This is a genomic window from Tardiphaga sp. P4_G1 (assembly GCF_056401215.1).
Genome location: NZ_JBFUJU010000002.1, coordinates 297,391 through 314,974, shown reverse-complemented (window position 1 = coordinate 314,974; position 17,584 = coordinate 297,391). Strand labels below are relative to the sequence as shown.

The following is a 17,584-nucleotide window of genomic DNA, read 5'->3' as shown; positions in this document are numbered from 1 at the left end:
GGAGGCTTGCCGTGAGTGACGTCTCTCCGTTCTGGCCACCCGGCGAGCCGCACACGCTGCCTTTGCCCGAGGGCGTCCTCTACGATGCGCTGGTGCGGGCGGCGACGGCGCGGCCGGATCATCCGGCCACGCTGTTCTACGGCGGAGTGCTCACCTACGCGGAATTGTTACGGCAGGTCGATGCGCTCGCCGGCTATCTGCAGAACATCTGCGGCGTGAAGCGCGGTGATCGCGTGATGGTCGCGCTGCAGAATTCGCCGCAATATGTGATCGCGTATTACGCCGTCATGCGGGCCGACGCCGTGGTTGTGCCGATCAACCCGATGAACAAGACCGCCGAACTCGACTATATCGCGTCCGACAGCGGCGCCACGGTGGCGATCGTCGGCAGCGATCTCGTCGATGTTTTTGCACCGCTTCTTGGCAACGCCATCAACAGCATCATCGTCGCGCACTATCACGACTATGTACCCGAGACATCGCCTTACACGCTGCCAGCCTGTGTGACGCAAAACGGATCGTGCCCCACGGCGCCGGGTTGGCGCGCCTGGGACTATGTCATCGCGCGCAACGAGACGCCGTCGCCGATGACCGTGACGCCAGCCGATCTCTGCCTGTTCCCTTACACATCCGGCACCACGGGCAAGCCGAAGGCCTGCATGCATCTGCACTTGAGCGTGCTGTTCACAGCGGTGTTGCAAGCGCGCTGGTACCGGCTCGGTGGCGCCGACGTGCTGACTGGCGTGCAGCCGTTCTTTCATGTGGCGGGCATGCAGGGCTCGATGAATGCAGCGATCTCGGTCGGCGCGACGCTGATGCTGATGGCGCGCTGGGATAAAGACCTGATCCCTGATCTGTTCGAGGCCCATGGCGTGACCTTCTGGAACGCGGCGCCGACTATGATCGTCGACGTGCTGTCCAGCCCGACATTCCGCGAAGAATGTTTTGCAACGCTCAAGGTCATCACCGGAGGTGGCGCGACGATGCCGGTGGCGGTGGCCGAGCGGCTGAAGACCCGCTTTAGCCTCGAATTCGTCGAAGGCTACGGCATGACCGAGACCATGTCGCCGACCCACATCAATCCGATGGAAGCACCAAGGCGCCAGTGCCTCGGCATCGCCGTGCACCAGACCGACGCGCGGATCATCGATCCAGACACGCTGACCGAGCTCGGCAGTGACGCAATCGGTGAGATCGTGGTCAACGGCCCGCAGGTGCTGCAAAACTACTGGAACAAGCCTGAAGCGAACGAGACCACATTCGTCACGCTGGGCGGCAAGCGCTTCCTGCGCACCGGCGATCTCGGCTATCGCGATCGTGACGGCTATTTCTTCGCGGTCGACCGGCTGAAGCGGATGATCAATGTCAGTGGCTTCAAGGTGTGGCCGGCGGAAGTCGAGTCCATCATGTATGGCCATCCCGCCATCAAGGAGTGCTGCATCATCTCGACGCCGGACAGCTATCGCGGCGAGTCGGTGAAGGCTCTGGTGGTCCTGCATGATGCGGCCAAGGCGTCGACAACGGCAGACGACATCATCGGCTGGGCGCGTGGCGCCATGGCCAATTACAAGACGCCACGCTTGGTGGTGCTGGTCGATAGCCTGCCGCGCTCGGAAAGCAACAAGATCAGCTGGCGGTCGCTGCAGGAAGCGGAGTGGACATGACGACAGCAACCTCGCCAGCGGCCGAGCTTGGTCCCGAAGGACAGTTCTGGGCCCATCTGCGCGCGGGCAGACTGATGATCCAGCGTTCGCGCTCGACCGGCGAATATGTGTTCTATCCGCGCCTGATCGCGCCCCGCAGCGGCGCAGACGATCTCGAATTCGTCGAAGTCAGCGGCTTCGGCACGGTCTATTCGACCACCATCATGCGGCGGCCCGCGAAGCATGGCGGCGACCACAATGCCTGCGTCGTCGAGCTCGATGAGGGCGTCCGCATGCTTAGCCGCGTCATCGCGTGCGCGCCGGATGAGGTTCATATCGGCATGCGCGTGCAGGCGGTGATCGCGCCGGTGGATTTCGGCACCTATGCCAATGGCGAGCAGCCCATCGTGCTGTTTCGTCCCGTGGGAGCCGCGCCATGACCGCATCCTCGTTGCGTGGCAAGAGCGCCGTCGTCGGTATCGGCACCTACGGCCTCGGCCGTGCGCCCGGTCTGTCCTCGATGGATCTGATGGCGGGCGCCACTGCACGCGCCGTTGCGGACGCGGGCCTGCAGTTGAAGGACATCGACGGCATCTGCGGTGGCACGCTGTATCACATGTTCCCGACGCTCTCGATGGGTGAGTATCTCGGCATCCGTCCGAAATGGGCGTGTTCGGACATGACCGGCGGCTCGTCCTTCCTGTCGCATCTTCTGCAGGCCACCATGGCCATCGAGGCAGGGCTCTGCACCACGGTGCTGATCGCTTATGGATCCAATCTCAAAGGGGCCGGTACCTTCGGCATCCACGAACTGCCGACCTTCGAGAAAGTCTACGGCCTGATGTCGCCGCTGCCCGGTTACGCGATGTGCGCCGCGCGGCACATGTATGAATACGGCACCACGCGCGCGCAGATGGCGGAAGTTGCCGTGGCCGCGCGGCAATGGGCGCAACTGCATCCAGACGCAACGATGAAGGCACCGCTGACCATCGACGACGTGCTGGCATCGCCACTGGTGGCCGATCCGCTCTCGCGGCTGGATTGCTGTCTGATGAGCGATGGTGGTGCGGCGGTCATCGTCACCAGTCCCGATCGTGCGAAAGCGCTGAAGCACAAGCCGGTCTATTTCCTCGGCGGCGCCGGGGCGAGCTGGAGCCGCGAGGTCTCGCAGATCCCGGATTTCTGTACGACGCCGACTGCCGAATGCGCGCCGCGCGCGTTCGAGATGGCGGGCATCACCACGACTGATGTCGATGTGTTACAGCTCTACGACGCCTTTACCATCAACGTCATCATGTTCCTGGAAGACATGAGATTCTGCAAGAAAGGCGAGGGCGGTGCATTTGTCGCCGGTGGTCGGATCGCGCCGGGTGGTGCTCTGCCCGTCAATACCAATGGCGGTGGATTGTCGTTTGCACATCCGGGCATGTATGGGCTGTTCACGCTGATCGAAGCGACGGAGCAATTGCGCGGCAATGCCGGCGCACGGCAGATCGCGGATGCCGAGATCGCGATCGCTCATGGCAATGGTTGCACCTTCTCGCATGAATTTACGGCCGTGCTTGGCGGCGCCAACACGCTGTAATGACAGATCTGTTGATGTTCACACCTTGTGGATAATAGACGATCATGTGTAACCACACGTGGTGTCGCTGATGCTGCCCTAGTTCTTCCTATCCATCGTGAAACCGAAATTATGGCCTTCATCGGCTTGCGTCGCTGTCTGTTGAAACAGGTACACGTTGCCGAAGCCCGGCGATGAATGGGTCATGTATGTATCGTGCCAATACGGTGAAATGTTCCTAGCTTTTGCCGGCAGAAGTCGCTTGCGCGCGCCGACGCAAACCTTCATCGGTGATCGTTGCCGCCAGCCTTTGAACGGAAGGCGCATACGAACCGAATGCGAGTGAAAAGCGCCCCTTTGCGGGCGCTCTTTTTTGACCACTCCGCAGAACGCACCGGAAACGAGTTGTCAGAATGGGCGGGGGATGAGTTGTCAGAACGGCTTCTGACGATAATTCCTAACCATCTGATAATATTGTTAAATATTGGCTGGGGCGGGAGGATTCGAACCTCCGCATGGGGGAATCAAAATCCCCTGCCTTACCACTTGGCGACGCCCCAAAGGCCAAGGCGATAAAGGGCGGGCTGGGCCCGCGGATCGCTTTGGCTCCGTCGGTCTATAGAGAGAGCTCCGCAATTTCAACCACCTGCCAGCGGTGTTCCCCGCTTCCGGATGCGACTGACTTTTGTGCAATTGGGGGTGTCGGCGTCTGCCGGCGCGCGTGAGCCCCTGACGCCCTGAATTTTCCGATTTTCACGGTTGCATAATGCGCGATACGGACTGGGAGCTGGCGCTCGGCGACGTTCCCGAAGCCTGTCCGCGGGCGCGGGCACTCGCCCAACACGCCATAGAATGTGTTCGGAACGACCGTTCTAGAGTTGTATATGCGGGATGTGCTTGAGCGAGACCTCGTCGATGGCCTCGCCATACCCCGCATCCGCGTAGCGGATGACGCCGAGGCCCGTGTCGTTGTCGAGGCTCATGGCGAGTCGTTCTGCCGCGGCGGCCGTGCCGTCGGCGATCAGGGTGACCCCGGCGCTGGTCATGTAGCCGGCATAGCCGCCGCCGCCGGAATGAACGGCGACGAGATCGGCCTGGGACGAACACAATGCCATGGCGTCGAGGAGTGGCCAGTCAGCGATGGCATCTGAACCGTCGCGCATGTTCTCGGTCATGATGTTTGGATGCGCCATGCCGGCGGCATCGAGATGATCGCGCGAGAAGGCGACCGGTCCCTTGAGCGTGCCATTGGCGACGAGTTCATTCACGCCCAGCGCCAATTCGCTGCGCTCGCCATGACCGAGCCAGGCGATGCGGGCCGGCAAGCCTTCGAAAGGTACGTACTGGCAAGCGAGCTTGATCCAGTTCGAGACGATCTGGTTATCGCCGAATAGGCGCAGCACGAGATCGTCGATGGCACGGATGTCGTCGGGATCGCCCGACAGCGCCATCCAGCGGAACGGACCGATGGCGCGCGCAAAGAGCGGGCGCAGATAGGCTTCCGTGAAAATGGGGATATCGAAGGCATTTGCGACGCCGCCTTCCTTGGCGTGGGTGCGAATGAGATTGCCGTTGTCGAACACTTCCGCGCCGCGCGCCTGGAAGGTCAGCATGGCGCGCACATGATCGACAATCGACGCCCGGCTCTCCTCCATCAATTGTTCCGGCGCTGACTTGCGCATGGCGCGCGCTTCCTCGAGTGAGCGCGTGCGCGGCACATAACCGTAGACGAGATCGTGGGCTGCGGTCTGGTCGGTCACCACATCGGGGATGATGCCGCGCTGGGCGATTTCCGGATAGATATCGGCGGCATTGCCGACGAGGCCGACCGACAACGCGCGACGCTCGGCCTTTGCAGCGCCGATCATCTCCAGCGCTGAATCGAGATCCGGCGCGATCACTTCGAGATAACCGATCTCCTTGCGCTTGCGCGCCCGTTCCGGATCGATGTCGACGGTGAGGATCGCGGCGCCGGCCATGCGGCCTGCCAGCGGCTGCGAGCCGCCCATGCCGCCGAGCCCGGCGGTGAGGACGAAGCGCCCGGCGAGCGTGCCGCCAAAACGGCGCTCGGCGATGCGCATGAAAATCTCGTAGGTGCCCTGAATGACGCCCTGCGAGCCGATATACTGCCAGGCGCCGGCCGTGAGTCCGCCCCAGCAGATCAGACCCTTGCGCTCGAGTTCGTAGAAGATCTCGGCCTTGGCCCATTGACCGACAATGTTGCAATTCGCCATGATCACTAGCGGCGCCTTGGCGTGGGTGCGCAGCAGGCCCACGGGCTTGCCGGACTGGATGACGAGAGTCTGGTCCTCCTCCATGGTCATCAGCGCCTGCACGATGGCCTTGTGTGCGGGCCAGTTACGGGCCGCGCGCCCCAGCGCCGCATAGACGACGAGGTTCGACGGATCCTCACCGACCGCGAGCACGTTTTCCAGAAGGCGCAACAGACCTTCCTGCCGCCAGCCCTTGGCGCGCAGCTTTGGGCCGCCAGGAATCGGAAAATCGGGGTGCCGTGGATTCGCTGATGTCATGACGGACTCCTGTCGTGTCTCAGGCCAGTGCGTAGCGCGCGATCTCGATGCCCATGGCGCGCTCGACGGAGGGATAGACCGCCGGATCCTTAACGCTGGAGGCAAGCGGAATGATCGTCTTCGACACATGGAACAGATGCACGTTCATGCCGACTTCGAGATGGCCTACGCTCATCGGCTCAGCCTCGTCGGACAGTGTGGCGATGATGTCCGGGAAGGTCGCGAGACGCTTACCATTTGCGTCGACGATGGCCATGTATTCGTTCATCACATGCAGCGTGATGGCACGGTCGCCTTCGCCGATGGTCAGGGTGCCGATGTCGAAGGCTTCCGGTGTATAGACCACATTCTTCGCAGTAATCTTCCCGCTGCCAAGGATGGAGCCGCCGGTGTCTTTGCAGATCGCGTCGATCACGGCAGTCGCTCCTTTCGGCTCGGCGGCGAGGATGGCTTCACCGAGGCGCAGCGCTAGCGAGATGCCGCCGAGAGCAGCGTTGTCGCGCACATAGGACGCGCGCACCGGATTGCGGCAGGAGGCAATGAAGCCGCCAGACATGTCGCCAGCCGTACGCAGGATCGGCGACACCTTGGCGGTGGCGCCGCGCACTGTGAGTTCGATATAGCGGTTCTCGGCGCGGTTGCCGCCGGCGGCTGTCTGGATCATCGGCTCGGGCGAGCCGGCAAGGCCGATCGATCCCATGTCGCCGGTCGGATGCGCGCGCATGTCGCCGACGGCATCGACCACCTTGGTGCCGAGCAGGGCCGATGGTAGCCACGCATTCATGGTGGACGACTTGCCATTCTGGCCGATGATGAGGCCTTTCAGCGGTTCACCCAGCGCGTCCTGCAGCAGTTGCACCGCGCGGACGTAATCCTTGCCCTGCATCTCCCAGGCGGTGGTCGATGCCGGCGCGCCGATCGCAGCGGCTGTGGCGACCCAGTCGTCATCGTCGAGTTCGTCGATCGACACGAGTTCGGGCTTGCCGACGAGAATCGCGGCGCGGCCGAGCATGCGCCCGTGATCCGCCCAGCCGCCGCCACCGGCAGCATAGACACCGCCGCCGCGCACGGCGGCTTCAATATCGCGTTCGGTCAGAATACGTCCCATCGGAATGTCTCCTCGGCAGATGTTCTTGTGTTCGATACGTGGTCGGTGATCGGAACGGCGGGCGTCACGCCACCGGCAGTCGCTCTGAGAGAAGCAGCGGTGGCCGCACGAATTGTCCGCTGCCAGGTTCGGCGAGAACCTTGCTGCCATCGAAAGCAAGCTGGCCGCGCACATAGGTCGCAGCCACGGTCCACGGCAGCGTGATGCCGTTATAGGGGGACCAGCCGACCACGTTGTTGCCGCTTGCGGCACCGTCATAGATGATGGGCTTGTCCACCAGCACGGTGATGTCGGCGTCGAGGCCACGCGCCAGCGCGCCCTTGCGATCGTCGATGCGGAAGTGCCGCGCCGGATTGAACGACATCAGCTTCGCGGCATGGGTCAGCGGCAATTTGCGTTCGACGAGGCCCTTTACCAGTAGCGGCACCATGGCCTCTAAGCCGGGGACGCCGGACGCATTGGCAAGCATGTCCGGATTGATCTTGCGATCTTCCGACCAACTGACGTGATCGGTCGAGACCAGCGAGACGCGTCCGGCTGCAAGCTCTGCCCACAGCGCTTCGACATCGGCGCGGGGGCGCACCGGCGGATTGATCTTGGCCTTGCCGCCGAGGCGGGAGACGTCGTTCTCCTCGTCGAGCACGAGATAGTGGATGCAGCATTCCACTGTGGCGTGATAGCCCTCGGAGCGATACCACGCCGCAATATCATAACCGCGTGCGACAGAACAATGCACCACATGGGCGGGACAACCGGTCTCGGCGCCGGTCTCATAGATCTGCAGCATCGCCAGGATTTCGGCGAGCGGCGGGCGCGACATGGCATGGGCGCGCCAGTCGGTGACGCCCTTGGCCTTCACCTTGGCGACGGCATCGCGGATGAATTCGTCGTCCTCGTTGTGGACACCGGCTGCGAGGCCGGTCGGCGCAATGGCGGCGAAGCAGTCGGCGAGCAGCGGCGCGGGGATGCGCGGAAAGCGCTTGGGGTCAGTGCCGAAGGTGGAGAACTTGAAGGCGGCGACGCCGGCCTTAGCCTGTTCGGCGATACGTGCCGGACCTTCTTCGGGGTCGATGGTGCCATAGAGCGCGAAATCCACGCGCGCTTGCTTGCTCGCATGGGCGATCTTGCGCTCGACCGCAGCAGCTGAACAGACCAGATCGCCTTCATCATAGGGCATGTCGACGATGGTGGTCACACCGCCGGCTGCGGCGGAGCGCGTCGACCAGATGAAATCTTCCTGATTGCGCTGCGACAGCGAGTGCACCTGCGCGTCGATGGCGCCCGGCAGGATCATGCCTGACTTGAAGTCCTGCCGCTCGCGCGCGGCAGGCGGCGTGCCTTCGCCGACGGCACCCACGCGCCCGTCGCGGACCGCGACCCAGCCGTTCTCGATGATGCTGTCGTGACCGATCACCTTGCCGGTGAGAACCAGATCGAAATCCATGTGCAACTCCACATTCGCCGCCGGCGAGCCGGCTTGTCGTGATGATCCCGCGGGACCGTGTGTCCTAGAGCCTGTGCTCCAGCCGCGCGATCAGCCGCACGATCGGCAACAGCAGGAGCAGATAGATGATGGCCGCGAGGATCAGCGGCGATGAGTTGTAGGTGAGCGAGCGCGCCAGATTGGCGGAATGCAGCAGCTCCGGCACCGAGATGACGCTGGCCAGCGTCGTGAGCTTCACCAGCTCGACCGTGTTCGAGAGCAGATCGGGCAGCACGTTGCGGATCGCCTGCGGCAGCGTCACGTAAAGCAATGTCTGTGTGGCGGAGAGTCCGGTCGACCGCGCGGCCTCGCGCTGGCCCTTCGGCACGCTAACCATGCCGGCGCGATAGATCTCGCCGTAGTAACTTGCCGAATTGATCAGGAAGGCGACGGCCACAGCCACCAGCGCGGGCACGCGCAGCCCGATAAAGGGCAGGCCCGCATAGACGAAGACCAGGAGCACGAGCGGCGGAAAGGCGCGGAAGAAATCGACGGCGGCGATCGCCGGCCAGCGCAGCAGGCGATAGGGGCTGGTGGTCAGCAACATCACGAGGATACCGCTGACGAGGCCGATCGGGATCAGGAACGAGCATAGCAGAAGCGTCTGCAGCAAGCCCTGCAGCAGGAACGGTGCGACCTTCGCCATGACGTCGAGATTGAAGAATTCCTGCGTGAACTGCTCCATCAATGCTCACCCCACCGATAGTTGCGTTCGAGCGTACGGGAGGCGATCACCAGTGGAATGAAGACCAGCACGTAAAGTAGCGCGCCCATGGTCAGCGGCGTCGCATTGGCGGACATCGACAGCGCGGAATTGGCGCGGCCAAGAATCTCGTTGACACCGATGGCGCTGCCAAGCGCGAGGTTCTTGGTGATGGAGATCGCGCGGTTTGTGAGCGGCGGAATGCCGAGGCGGACCGCTTGCGGCAGGATCACATAGCGCAGCGTCTGAGCGAAGGTGAGCCCTGTTGAGCGCGCGGCCAGCCACTGGCCCTTCGGCACCGAGGTAATGCCGGCCCAGAAGATCTCTTCGGCAAAGGCCGCAAGCACCGCGCCGAGGGACATCCACAGCACGATGAGGCTGGGCAGGACGATGCCGATATTTGGGAAGCCGAAGAATAATACCAGGATGATTGCGAGCGGCGGCAGGGAACGGAAAATGTCGACGAACACCATGATGAGGAAATTGACCGGCTTCCAGCCGATCGCCCGGAGCGCCGCGAGGCCGAAGCCGGCGCCGATACCGGTGATGACCACTGCGAGACCGGCAAGAATGGTAACGCCGGCGCCCTGCAAAATCTCCCAGCCGTACTTCATCGCGATATCCGCATTGAAGAAGGTGAAGACGAAGCGGTCCCAGTTGCTCATCGCGTCGGCGGCGGTCATGACCTAATGCCTGATCTGCGCGAGGAAACGTTTGGTGCGATCTTCCTTCGGCCGCAGGAAAATGTCTTCGGCGCTGCCTTGTTCGATGACCAAGCCGCCATCGAGGAACACGACCTTGTCGGCGGCTTCGCGGGCGAAATTCATCTCATGGCTGGCGATCACCATGGTGATGCCGCGGTCGCGCAGGTCCTTCACGACGGCGAGCACGCTGCCGACCAGTTCCGGATCCAGCGCCGAAGTCGGCTCGTCCATCAGGATGATCTTGGGATTGAGCGCGAGCGAACGCGCGATGCCGATACGTTGCTGCTGGCCGCCGGAGAGTTGCGCGGGATAGGACGCGGCCTTGTCGGGCAGACCCACCAGCGCCAGCATCTCCGCGGCACGGGCATTGGCGTCGGCGGTGCTCATGCCGGCGATCTTGCGCAGGGCCAGCGTGATGTTCTTCTGCACAGTGAGGTGCGGATAGAGGTTGAAGCTCTGGAACACCATGCCGATCTGTCGCCGTGCGGCATTGATATCGGTGCGCGGCGACAAAAGGTCGACATTGTCCATGATGATGGAGCCGCCGTCCGGCTCCTCAAGGCGATTGCAGCAGCGCAGCAAGGTACTCTTGCCCGAGCCGGATGGGCCGATGAGGAACACCAGTTTGCCCGGCTCCACCAGAAGGTCGACGCCCTTCAGAACTTCGGTTGGGCCGAAGCTCTTCCGGACGCCGCGCGCTTCCAGCAGATAACGGGACGCAGACGTTGCTGCCGTCGAGCTCATGAGCAGGTCGGCTTCTGCTCGGTCGCATCATAGCCGGCGACACCCGGTGCGCCATAGCCGGGATAGATGGTGGTGGTCGCCGATCCGGCCTCGGGCTCGACACCGAACCACTTCACGTAAAGCTTCTTCAGCGTGCCGTCCTGCTTCATGCAGACGAGTGCGTCTTCGAGCTTGTTGCGCAATTCAGTATTGCCGTTGCGCAGCGGCATGCTCCAGACGAGGCCCGTCTTGTAGAGAAAGGCATTCTTCAGCCGCGGATTGTTCTTCACGATCCAGGCGACGACGGTGGCGGCCGAGATGTTGGCGTCGGCACGGCCGGCGAGCACGGCTTGCGCCGCGTCGGTGCTGGTGGCGAAGGATTCCGACTTCCAGCCATATTTGGCGGCGTTGTCGTTGACCCATTTCTCGTAGATCGCGCCTTTCTGCACGGCGATGGTCTTGCCGGAGAGATCTTCGAGCTTGGTGATGGGAGGTGCCGAAGCCAGCGTCATGAAGCGATAGTCGGCGTCGACGAAGCCTTCCATGAACAGCAACTGCTGCGCGCGCTCGGGCGTGACAGTGACCACAGCAGCGAGGAAGTCGTAGGTGCCGGCCTGAAGCGCCGGAAGGAGACCGGCGAATTGCGCGCCTTCCATCGTGATCGGGCGCTTGATGCGCTTCGACATTTCATCAACGACGTCGATATTGAAGCCTTCGAGGCCGCCCGACAGTTTGGGCATGGCATGCGGCGCGAAGGTCGAGTCGATCGCGGACTTCAGCGGTTCCTGAGTCTGAGCGAGTGCGGGACTGGCAAGGGCCAGAAGCCCGGCGGCAAGGATCATTGCTTTCATCGAACACCTCCATTGGTGCGGCCAGGCCAAGCCGGCAGCTGGCTCCGCGGTCCTTGTCATGAAGGCTAACGCAATTGCGCATCGGGGGGATATCCCATTTGATGGACATCCTATACGCTCTCGCTGCAGCGCGGAAAAATCGACTACAGACCCGGATGACAATGGAATGGACATTGCGACCTTGGTGATGACAGCCGTGGTGCTTCGTTGCGGCAATGTGCGCGAAGCCGCGCGCCAACTTGGACGCGCACCCAGTACGCTCTCGGCAGCGGTGAAACGGTTCGAGCGCTCCATCGCAGCGCCGTTGTTGAATCGCGTAGGTGCCGCGAGCTTTCTCACGCTTGAGGCACGGCGAATGCTGGACGAGATTGAAGCCGCAGCGGATATCGCGATGGGGATGATCGCGCCCGATAGGGCAGGCGATGCAGCACGGGCTTTCTGCGCCGAGTGTGATGTCAGTCTCACGGCCTTGCAGCGTGTCGCATTGGTTGCGGAAACCGGCAGCGTTCGTCGTGCCGCACGCATCATCCGTCTCGGTCAGCCGCAACTCGCGCGACAGATTGCACGCGTTGAAGATGAGCTCGGCAGCGTGTTGTTTCATCGCTCCCGTATCGGTGTCACGCCGACGCCGGCATGCCAGTTGCTGGTCACGTCGTTGGCTGAACTTGAAAAAGCCATGCAGCGACTGTCACGGCGTGCGCGTGAGCGTTTTCGTTCGACCAATGCCACCATCAGGCTCGGGGCGGTGATGCCGCTCGGCCATGAAAGCAATGTCGCGCGGCTGCTGGCCTTTCTCGTCGCCGCTTGGCAGCGGGATCGGCCGACGCAGCCGCTGTTTGTCACCAATGGTACGGCCGAGGATCTGCTGACCGGCCTGAAAGACAAACGGTGCGACGTCGCGTTGATCGACAGCGACACGATCCCGGCCGATGTCTCGTCCCGCGCGCTGGTGCGATCGAAACTTGTGGTCGTTGGCGCGCGCGAGGTGCTGGGTGACCAGCCCGATGTCATGCAGGTGCTTCGGCAACAGCCGCTAGCGCTACCCAGCCGACGCACCGGGCTCGGCCAAGCCGCGCACAAACTGCTGGCGCAATTGCTGCCTCAGGCAGAGATCGATGCGCTGACAATCACGGAAATCGACTCGATCCCGATCATTGCCAACCTGATGCTGGATTTCGGCTTCGTGTCAGTACTCCCCGAAAGCGCACTCGTCTCGTTCGATGCACGCCTCGTGGCGCTGCCGGTTGATCCCGGGCTTGAACTTATCCTGTCGCTGGTCTGGGTACAGACCGAGGGTGCGCGGCGCGGCGCCCGCTCCATTCTTGCTGCCCTGCGCAACTATGCGCCGGCAACGCCAGCAGCCGCCATGATGGTGAACAGCGATTGATTTGAATGAGCGTGGCTACCCACTGCCGCTGACTATGAATTATAATTCTTGATCTTTTCCAATTTCGTGCATTATGCTGCAGAGATGCGAGCGCGGGAGGAGGGCAATGCTCCCACCTGGCGTCAATCTGCATTGGTAGGCCGGATCAACCGGTCATCAATTATTCCGAGGGGAGACGAGCCGATGACCACCAAGGGGTTTCTGCGTCCGTTGACGCGGCGCGCCATGCTGTCCGGGACCGCCGGTGCAGCAACATTCATTGCGACGTCGCCGCTTCATAGCCCGGCCATCGCGCAGAACGCGCCATTGAAGGTGGGGATGATGCTTCCCTACACCGGGACCTATGCGAAGCTTGGCCAGTTCATCGATGACGGCTTCCGCCTTTATGTCGAACAGAAGGGCGGCAAGCTCGGTGGGCGCGACATTGCGTTCGTGCAGGTGGACGATGAATCGAAGCCGGAATCAGCCACCGACAACATGAACCGGCTGGTCGGCCGCGAGAAGGCTGACGTCGTTGTCGGCACCGTTCATTCCGGCGTGGCCATGGCGATGGTCAAGGTCGCGCGCGACACCAAGACACTTCTGATCATTCCGAATGCTGGCGCCAATGATGCGACTGGTCCAGCCTGCGCGCCGAACATCTTCCGTACGTCGTTCTCGAACTGGCAGAGCACCTACCCGATGGGCAAGGTGATGGCCGATGCCGGTATCAAGAACGTGGTCACGATCACATGGCGTTATACCGCCGGTGCGGAGATGATCGGCGCCTTCGCTGAAAACTTCACCAAGAACGGCGGCAAGATCGTAGCTGACCTGACGGTGCCATTTCCGGAGGTGGAATTTCAGGCACTGATCACGCAGATAGCACAGTTGAAGCCCGATGCCGTGTTCAGCTTCTTTGCAGGCGGTGGCGCGGTGAAATTCGTCAAGGACTATGCGGCGGCCGGCCTGAACAAGACCATTCCGCTTTATGGCGCGGGCTTTCTGACCGACGGTACCATCGAAGCGCAGGGTGAAGCCGCCAAGGGCATCAGGACGACGCTGCATTACGCGGACAATCTCGATAATCCCGCCAATCTCGCCTTCCTCAAAGCCTTCAAGGCCAAGACAGGCAAGGACGGCGATATCTACGCCGTACAGGGCTACGATGGCGCGGCGCTGCTGGATATCGGGCTGACCGCCGTCGGCGGCGACTTCAATGCGCGCGACAAGATGATCGCGGCGATGGGGGCTGCGAAGATCGACAGTCCGCGCGGGCCGCTGTCCTTCAACAAGGCGCATAACCCGATCCAGAACATCTATCTGCGCGAGGTCCGCAACGGGCGTAACGAGATGATCTCGATCGCCCAGGCCGATGTCGACGATCCCGCGCGGGGCTGCAAGATGACCTGACGCATCGTTGCGCGGTCTGTCGATGAAGATCGAATCGTCGAAGCCTGTTACGCGCAATACCGTCCGTGACGGAGGCGTAGCTGCGAAGCCAGGTACGGCCTCATGCTTGATTGCGCCGGCGACTGAAGGTGGCCCGCCGTGACTGGATTGATCTGATGGACCTCATCACACTAGGCGTTCAGTTGCTGAATGCGGTTCAGTATGGCGCAGTCCTGTTCCTGGTCGCGAGCGGCCTGACACTGGTGTTCGGCATCCTGGGGGTCATCAATCTCGCCCATGGCGCGTTCTATATGCTCGGCGCCTATCTGGCTTACTGGATCACGTTGATGACCGGCAGTTTTGTGGTCGCCTTGCTTGGCGGCGTGCTGGTTGCCTTCATCGCCGGCATTCTGCTTGAGACCGTCTTCGTTCGTCTTCTCTACGGCCGGGATCATCTGGCGCAGGTGCTGCTCAGCTTCGGCCTCATCCTGGTCATCGATGAAATCAGGCAGTTGCTGTTCGGCAAGGACGTGCACGCGGTTGCTCCACCCGCGTGGTTGTCGGGGTCGATCCAGCTGACCGACAATCTGTCCTATCCGGTCTACCGGCTGGCGATCTGTGTATTCTGCCTGATGGTGGCACTCGTCATCTTCTTCGTAATCACGCGCACCAAGATCGGCATGATCGTGCGGGCGGGCTCGGAAAATCGTGAGATGGCGCGCGTGCTCGGCATCAAGTTCGACCGGGTCAATCGCTACGTCTTCGCCGCCGGCATCGCGCTGGCGGCGCTCGGCGGCATCCTGATCGCGCCGATCTCGACAGTGTTTCCCGGCATGGGGGATGGCATGCTGATCCTGTCCTTTGTCGTGGTCGTGCTCGGTGGCATCGGTTCGGTCGCTGGCGCAGCCGTCGGCGCACTGCTGATCGGCCTCACGGATACGTTCGGAAAGGTGTTCTTTCCCAGCGTGTCCAGCATTCTGATCTATGTGGTGATGGCAGCCGTGTTGCTGTGGCGGCCCAGCGGAATTCTCGGACGCCAGGATGCTTGATATGAGCATGCCCAATCTGCGGGCGCGGTTGTTCGGCATCGCCTGTTTGGCTATGGCGATTGCGCTGCCATTCTGTGTATCGACCTATTACACGCAATTCTTTGCCAAGGCGCTCATCATGGGCATGCTGGCCATGTCACTGAATCTCGTGGTCGGCCATGGCGGTTTGGTGAGCCTCTGTCATGCCGCCTTTTTCGGCCTCGCGGGATACGTGCTTGCGCTGTTGTCGCCTCGTTATGATGCGGCGTCGCTGTTAACGACGCTTCCGATTGCGATCCTGTGCTCCGGCACTGCGGCCCTGCTAATTGGCGCGCTAGTGCTGCGTACCCGCGGCGTCTATTTCATCATGGTGACGCTCGCTTTTGGCGAGATGCTGTTCTTCTTCTTCCACGATACCAAATTCGCTGGCGGATCGGACGGCATTTCCATCAACATCCGGCCCGAGATCGCCATTGCCGGCCGCCAATTGCTCGATCTCGACAAGCCCATGACTTTCTACTTTGTCGTGCTGGGTTTCCTGGTGGGCGTGATCGCTCTGCTCATAATGGTGGTCCGCTCACCTTTCGGGCGGGCGCTGGCGGCAGCCCGGGACAATGAGCGCCGGGCGCGGTCGCTCGGCTTTCCGATCTTTCGCCTCCGTCTGACGGCGTTCACCCTGTCTGGCGCGCTGGCGGGCGTTGCCGGTTATCTGGCCGCGGCCCAGTTCGGCTTCGTCGCACCGCAGATGCTTGGATGGCACCAGTCGGCGACAATCCTGGTCATGGTGCTGATCGGTGGCTTACGCTCGGTCACCGGGCCGCTGGTCGGTGCGCTGGTTCTGATCGGCATGGAAGAAGTGCTGAAGGCGCATCTCGACAACTGGAAGCTTGTCGAAGGCCTGATCATCATCGGCATCGTTATCCTGCTACCCAACGGTGTCCGGCAGATCTGGTTGATGGTGTTCGGGGCGTCGCCGCAACGCGCGGCCGAAATCAAGCCTGCAGCTGCGGAAGCCCGCCATGCATGACATTGCGCTGCGTGCCGCTGGATTGCAGAAGCGCTTCGGAGGCCTGCTGGCCGTTTCCGATGTGTCGATCGACATTCGCGCCGGCGAGATCCATGCGGTGATCGGCCCGAACGGTGCCGGAAAATCCACACTGATCAATCTGCTGGCCGGCGAACTTCTGCCAACCTCGGGTGAGGTCCTGTTGAATGGCGCGGATATTACATCGTTATCGCCGGACCGACGCGCGCGCGCCGGCCTCGGCCGCGCCTATCAGAAGACGACGTTGTTTGCGCAATTCAGTGTTCATGAGAATGTGCGTCTTGCGGCGCAGGCTCGTTCAACCGCGCCGCTCCGGATGTTTGGCGGCACGCGGTCCGACCGGCCATACCTCCAGTTGGTCACCGATGCGATCGACCGGGTTGGGTTATCCGCACGCTCGCAGATCGTTGCCGATAAACTCAGTCACGGCGAACAGCGCCAGCTCGAGATCGCGATGGTGCTGGCGACCAATCCGCAGGTCATTCTGCTCGATGAGCCACTGGCGGGCATGGGGCCATGGGAAGCGCGGGGCATCATCGGATTGATTGCGTCGCTGAAGGCCGATCGTGCGCTGCTGGTGGTGGAGCACGACATGGATGCGGTGTTCGAACTCGCGGACCGGTTGACGGTGATGCAGGACGGTCGTGTCATTGCCACAGGTTTGCCTCAGGACGTACGCGTGGATCCCAGCGTGCGCGCCGCCTATCTCGGGGCTGATGGAGGCATCGCGTAATGGCCTTGCTCGAGGTGGAAAAGCTCGATGCGTTTTATGGCGCTAGCCAGATTCTGCACGGCATCGATCTGACCTTCGCGCCGGGCGAGCAGGTGGCGTTGATTGGTCGCAATGGCATGGGCAAGACCACGCTGCTGCGTTCGCTGATGGGATTGATGCCGCTTTGTCGCGGCAGTTTGCGCTTCCACGGCCATGATATCCGCAATGCAGCGCCTGAAACGATCGCGCGATGCGGCATGGCGCTGGTGCCGGAGGGCAGGGGCATTTTCGGTTCGCTGTCGGTCACCGAAAATCTGGTGATGGCCGCGCGACCAGGCAATCACGGCCGTCAGTCCTGGACCCTGCCGAAAATCTTCGAGCTGTTTCCGCGTCTGCATGAACGCCGCAATAATGGAGGGCACCAATTGTCGGGGGGCGAGCAGCAGATGCTGACTATCGGTCGCGCGCTGATGACCAATCCCGATATGATCATGATCGACGAAGCCACGGAAGGTCTGGCACCGCTGGTGGCGCAGTCGATCTGGCAGACGCTGGCGATCGTCCGGGGCGAGGGCATCGCGACCATCGTCGTCGACAAGGATTTTCGGAGTCTCGCGAAAGTCGCCGACCGAATGGTAATCCTGTCGAAGGGCTGCGTGGTGTTCGACGGAACGCCGGCGGCATTGGCTGCGCAGCCGGACGTGCTGGAGCGCCATCTCGGCGTTTGAGCG

16 protein-coding genes and 1 tRNA gene are annotated in these 17,584 nt (G+C 62.2%); 9 read left to right on the top strand and 8 right to left on the bottom strand.

Annotation, left to right across the window (positions count from 1 at the left end; translation table 11 throughout):
• Positions 1 to 11: 11 nt before the first annotated feature.
• From AC1DUY_RS05600 to AC1DUY_RS05590, 3 genes are read left to right on the top strand one after another with little or no spacing between them, the layout of a single operon-like run.
• Positions 12 to 1,664: a long-chain-fatty-acid--CoA ligase gene (locus AC1DUY_RS05600; RefSeq protein WP_478112881.1), complete on the top strand. Its 1,653-nt coding sequence runs from the start codon at positions 12 to 14 to the stop codon at positions 1,662 to 1,664.
• Positions 1,661 to 2,083 (top strand): Zn-ribbon domain-containing OB-fold protein, encoded by a 423-nt coding sequence (locus AC1DUY_RS05595; protein WP_478112877.1) that lies wholly within the window; start codon positions 1,661 to 1,663, stop codon positions 2,081 to 2,083. The genes AC1DUY_RS05600 and AC1DUY_RS05595 overlap by 4 nt, the downstream gene beginning before the upstream one ends.
• Complete coding sequence (locus tag AC1DUY_RS05590; RefSeq protein WP_478112875.1) at positions 2,080 to 3,228, top strand: acetyl-CoA acetyltransferase; 1,149 nt, start codon at positions 2,080 to 2,082, stop codon at positions 3,226 to 3,228. Before AC1DUY_RS05595 ends, AC1DUY_RS05590 begins: the two co-directional genes overlap by 4 nt.
• A gap of 464 nt (positions 3,229 to 3,692) precedes the next feature.
• On the opposite strand, the gene AC1DUY_RS05585 is transcribed toward AC1DUY_RS05590, so the two are convergent.
• From AC1DUY_RS05585 to AC1DUY_RS05550, 8 genes are all read right to left on the bottom strand, one after another.
• Positions 3,693 to 3,767, bottom strand: a tRNA-Gln gene (locus AC1DUY_RS05585).
• A 312-nt stretch (positions 3,768 to 4,079) separates the two neighbouring features.
• Complete coding sequence (locus AC1DUY_RS05580; RefSeq protein ID WP_478112873.1) at positions 4,080 to 5,738, bottom strand: urocanate hydratase; 1,659 nt, start codon at positions 5,736 to 5,738, stop codon at positions 4,080 to 4,082.
• 19 nt (positions 5,739 to 5,757) lie between these two features.
• Positions 5,758 to 6,846: a DUF917 domain-containing protein gene (locus tag AC1DUY_RS05575; protein WP_478112871.1), complete on the bottom strand. Its 1,089-nt coding sequence runs from the start codon at positions 6,844 to 6,846 to the stop codon at positions 5,758 to 5,760.
• 64 nt (positions 6,847 to 6,910) lie between these two features.
• A complete protein-coding gene (locus AC1DUY_RS05570) occupies positions 6,911 to 8,290 on the bottom strand; it encodes a dihydroorotase (protein ID WP_478112869.1) in 1,380 nt (459 codons plus the stop codon).
• Positions 8,291 to 8,354: 64 nt separating this feature from the next.
• On the bottom strand, positions 8,355 to 9,014 hold the full coding sequence (locus AC1DUY_RS05565) for an amino acid ABC transporter permease (protein WP_478112867.1): 660 nt from the start codon (positions 9,012 to 9,014) through the stop codon (positions 8,355 to 8,357).
• Complete coding sequence (locus AC1DUY_RS05560; RefSeq protein WP_478112865.1) at positions 9,014 to 9,715, bottom strand: amino acid ABC transporter permease; 702 nt, start codon at positions 9,713 to 9,715, stop codon at positions 9,014 to 9,016. Before AC1DUY_RS05560 ends, AC1DUY_RS05565 begins: the two co-directional genes overlap by 1 nt.
• A gap of 3 nt (positions 9,716 to 9,718) precedes the next feature.
• On the bottom strand, positions 9,719 to 10,480 hold the full coding sequence (locus AC1DUY_RS05555; protein ID WP_478112863.1) for an amino acid ABC transporter ATP-binding protein: 762 nt from the start codon (positions 10,478 to 10,480) through the stop codon (positions 9,719 to 9,721).
• The gene (locus tag AC1DUY_RS05550) at positions 10,477 to 11,310 is read right to left on the bottom strand and encodes a transporter substrate-binding domain-containing protein (RefSeq protein ID WP_478112862.1); all 834 of its coding nucleotides are present in this window, start codon (positions 11,308 to 11,310) and stop codon (positions 10,477 to 10,479) included. The genes AC1DUY_RS05555 and AC1DUY_RS05550 overlap by 4 nt, the downstream gene beginning before the upstream one ends.
• A gap of 166 nt (positions 11,311 to 11,476) precedes the next feature.
• Here AC1DUY_RS05550 and AC1DUY_RS05545 point away from each other — a divergent pair, with 166 nt between their 5' ends.
• The 6 genes from AC1DUY_RS05545 (at position 11,477) to AC1DUY_RS05520 (ending at position 17,581) form a co-directional block, all read left to right on the top strand.
• Positions 11,477 to 12,697: a LysR family transcriptional regulator gene (locus tag AC1DUY_RS05545; protein WP_478112860.1), complete on the top strand. Its 1,221-nt coding sequence runs from the start codon at positions 11,477 to 11,479 to the stop codon at positions 12,695 to 12,697.
• A 183-nt stretch (positions 12,698 to 12,880) separates the two neighbouring features.
• The gene (locus AC1DUY_RS05540) at positions 12,881 to 14,089 is read left to right on the top strand and encodes an ABC transporter substrate-binding protein (protein ID WP_184511854.1); all 1,209 of its coding nucleotides are present in this window, start codon (positions 12,881 to 12,883) and stop codon (positions 14,087 to 14,089) included.
• A 155-nt stretch (positions 14,090 to 14,244) separates the two neighbouring features.
• Positions 14,245 to 15,117, top strand: a complete 873-nt coding sequence (locus AC1DUY_RS05535; protein ID WP_439064911.1) for a branched-chain amino acid ABC transporter permease — start codon at positions 14,245 to 14,247, stop codon at positions 15,115 to 15,117.
• A 1-nt stretch (position 15,118) separates the two neighbouring features.
• On the top strand, positions 15,119 to 16,123 hold the full coding sequence (locus AC1DUY_RS05530; protein ID WP_478112857.1) for a branched-chain amino acid ABC transporter permease: 1,005 nt from the start codon (positions 15,119 to 15,121) through the stop codon (positions 16,121 to 16,123).
• Positions 16,116 to 16,874: an ABC transporter ATP-binding protein gene (locus AC1DUY_RS05525; RefSeq protein WP_478112855.1), complete on the top strand. Its 759-nt coding sequence runs from the start codon at positions 16,116 to 16,118 to the stop codon at positions 16,872 to 16,874. Before AC1DUY_RS05530 ends, AC1DUY_RS05525 begins: the two co-directional genes overlap by 8 nt.
• On the top strand, positions 16,874 to 17,581 hold the full coding sequence (locus AC1DUY_RS05520; RefSeq protein ID WP_120286986.1) for an ABC transporter ATP-binding protein: 708 nt from the start codon (positions 16,874 to 16,876) through the stop codon (positions 17,579 to 17,581). The genes AC1DUY_RS05525 and AC1DUY_RS05520 overlap by 1 nt, the downstream gene beginning before the upstream one ends.
• Positions 17,582 to 17,584: the final 3 nt, after the last annotated feature.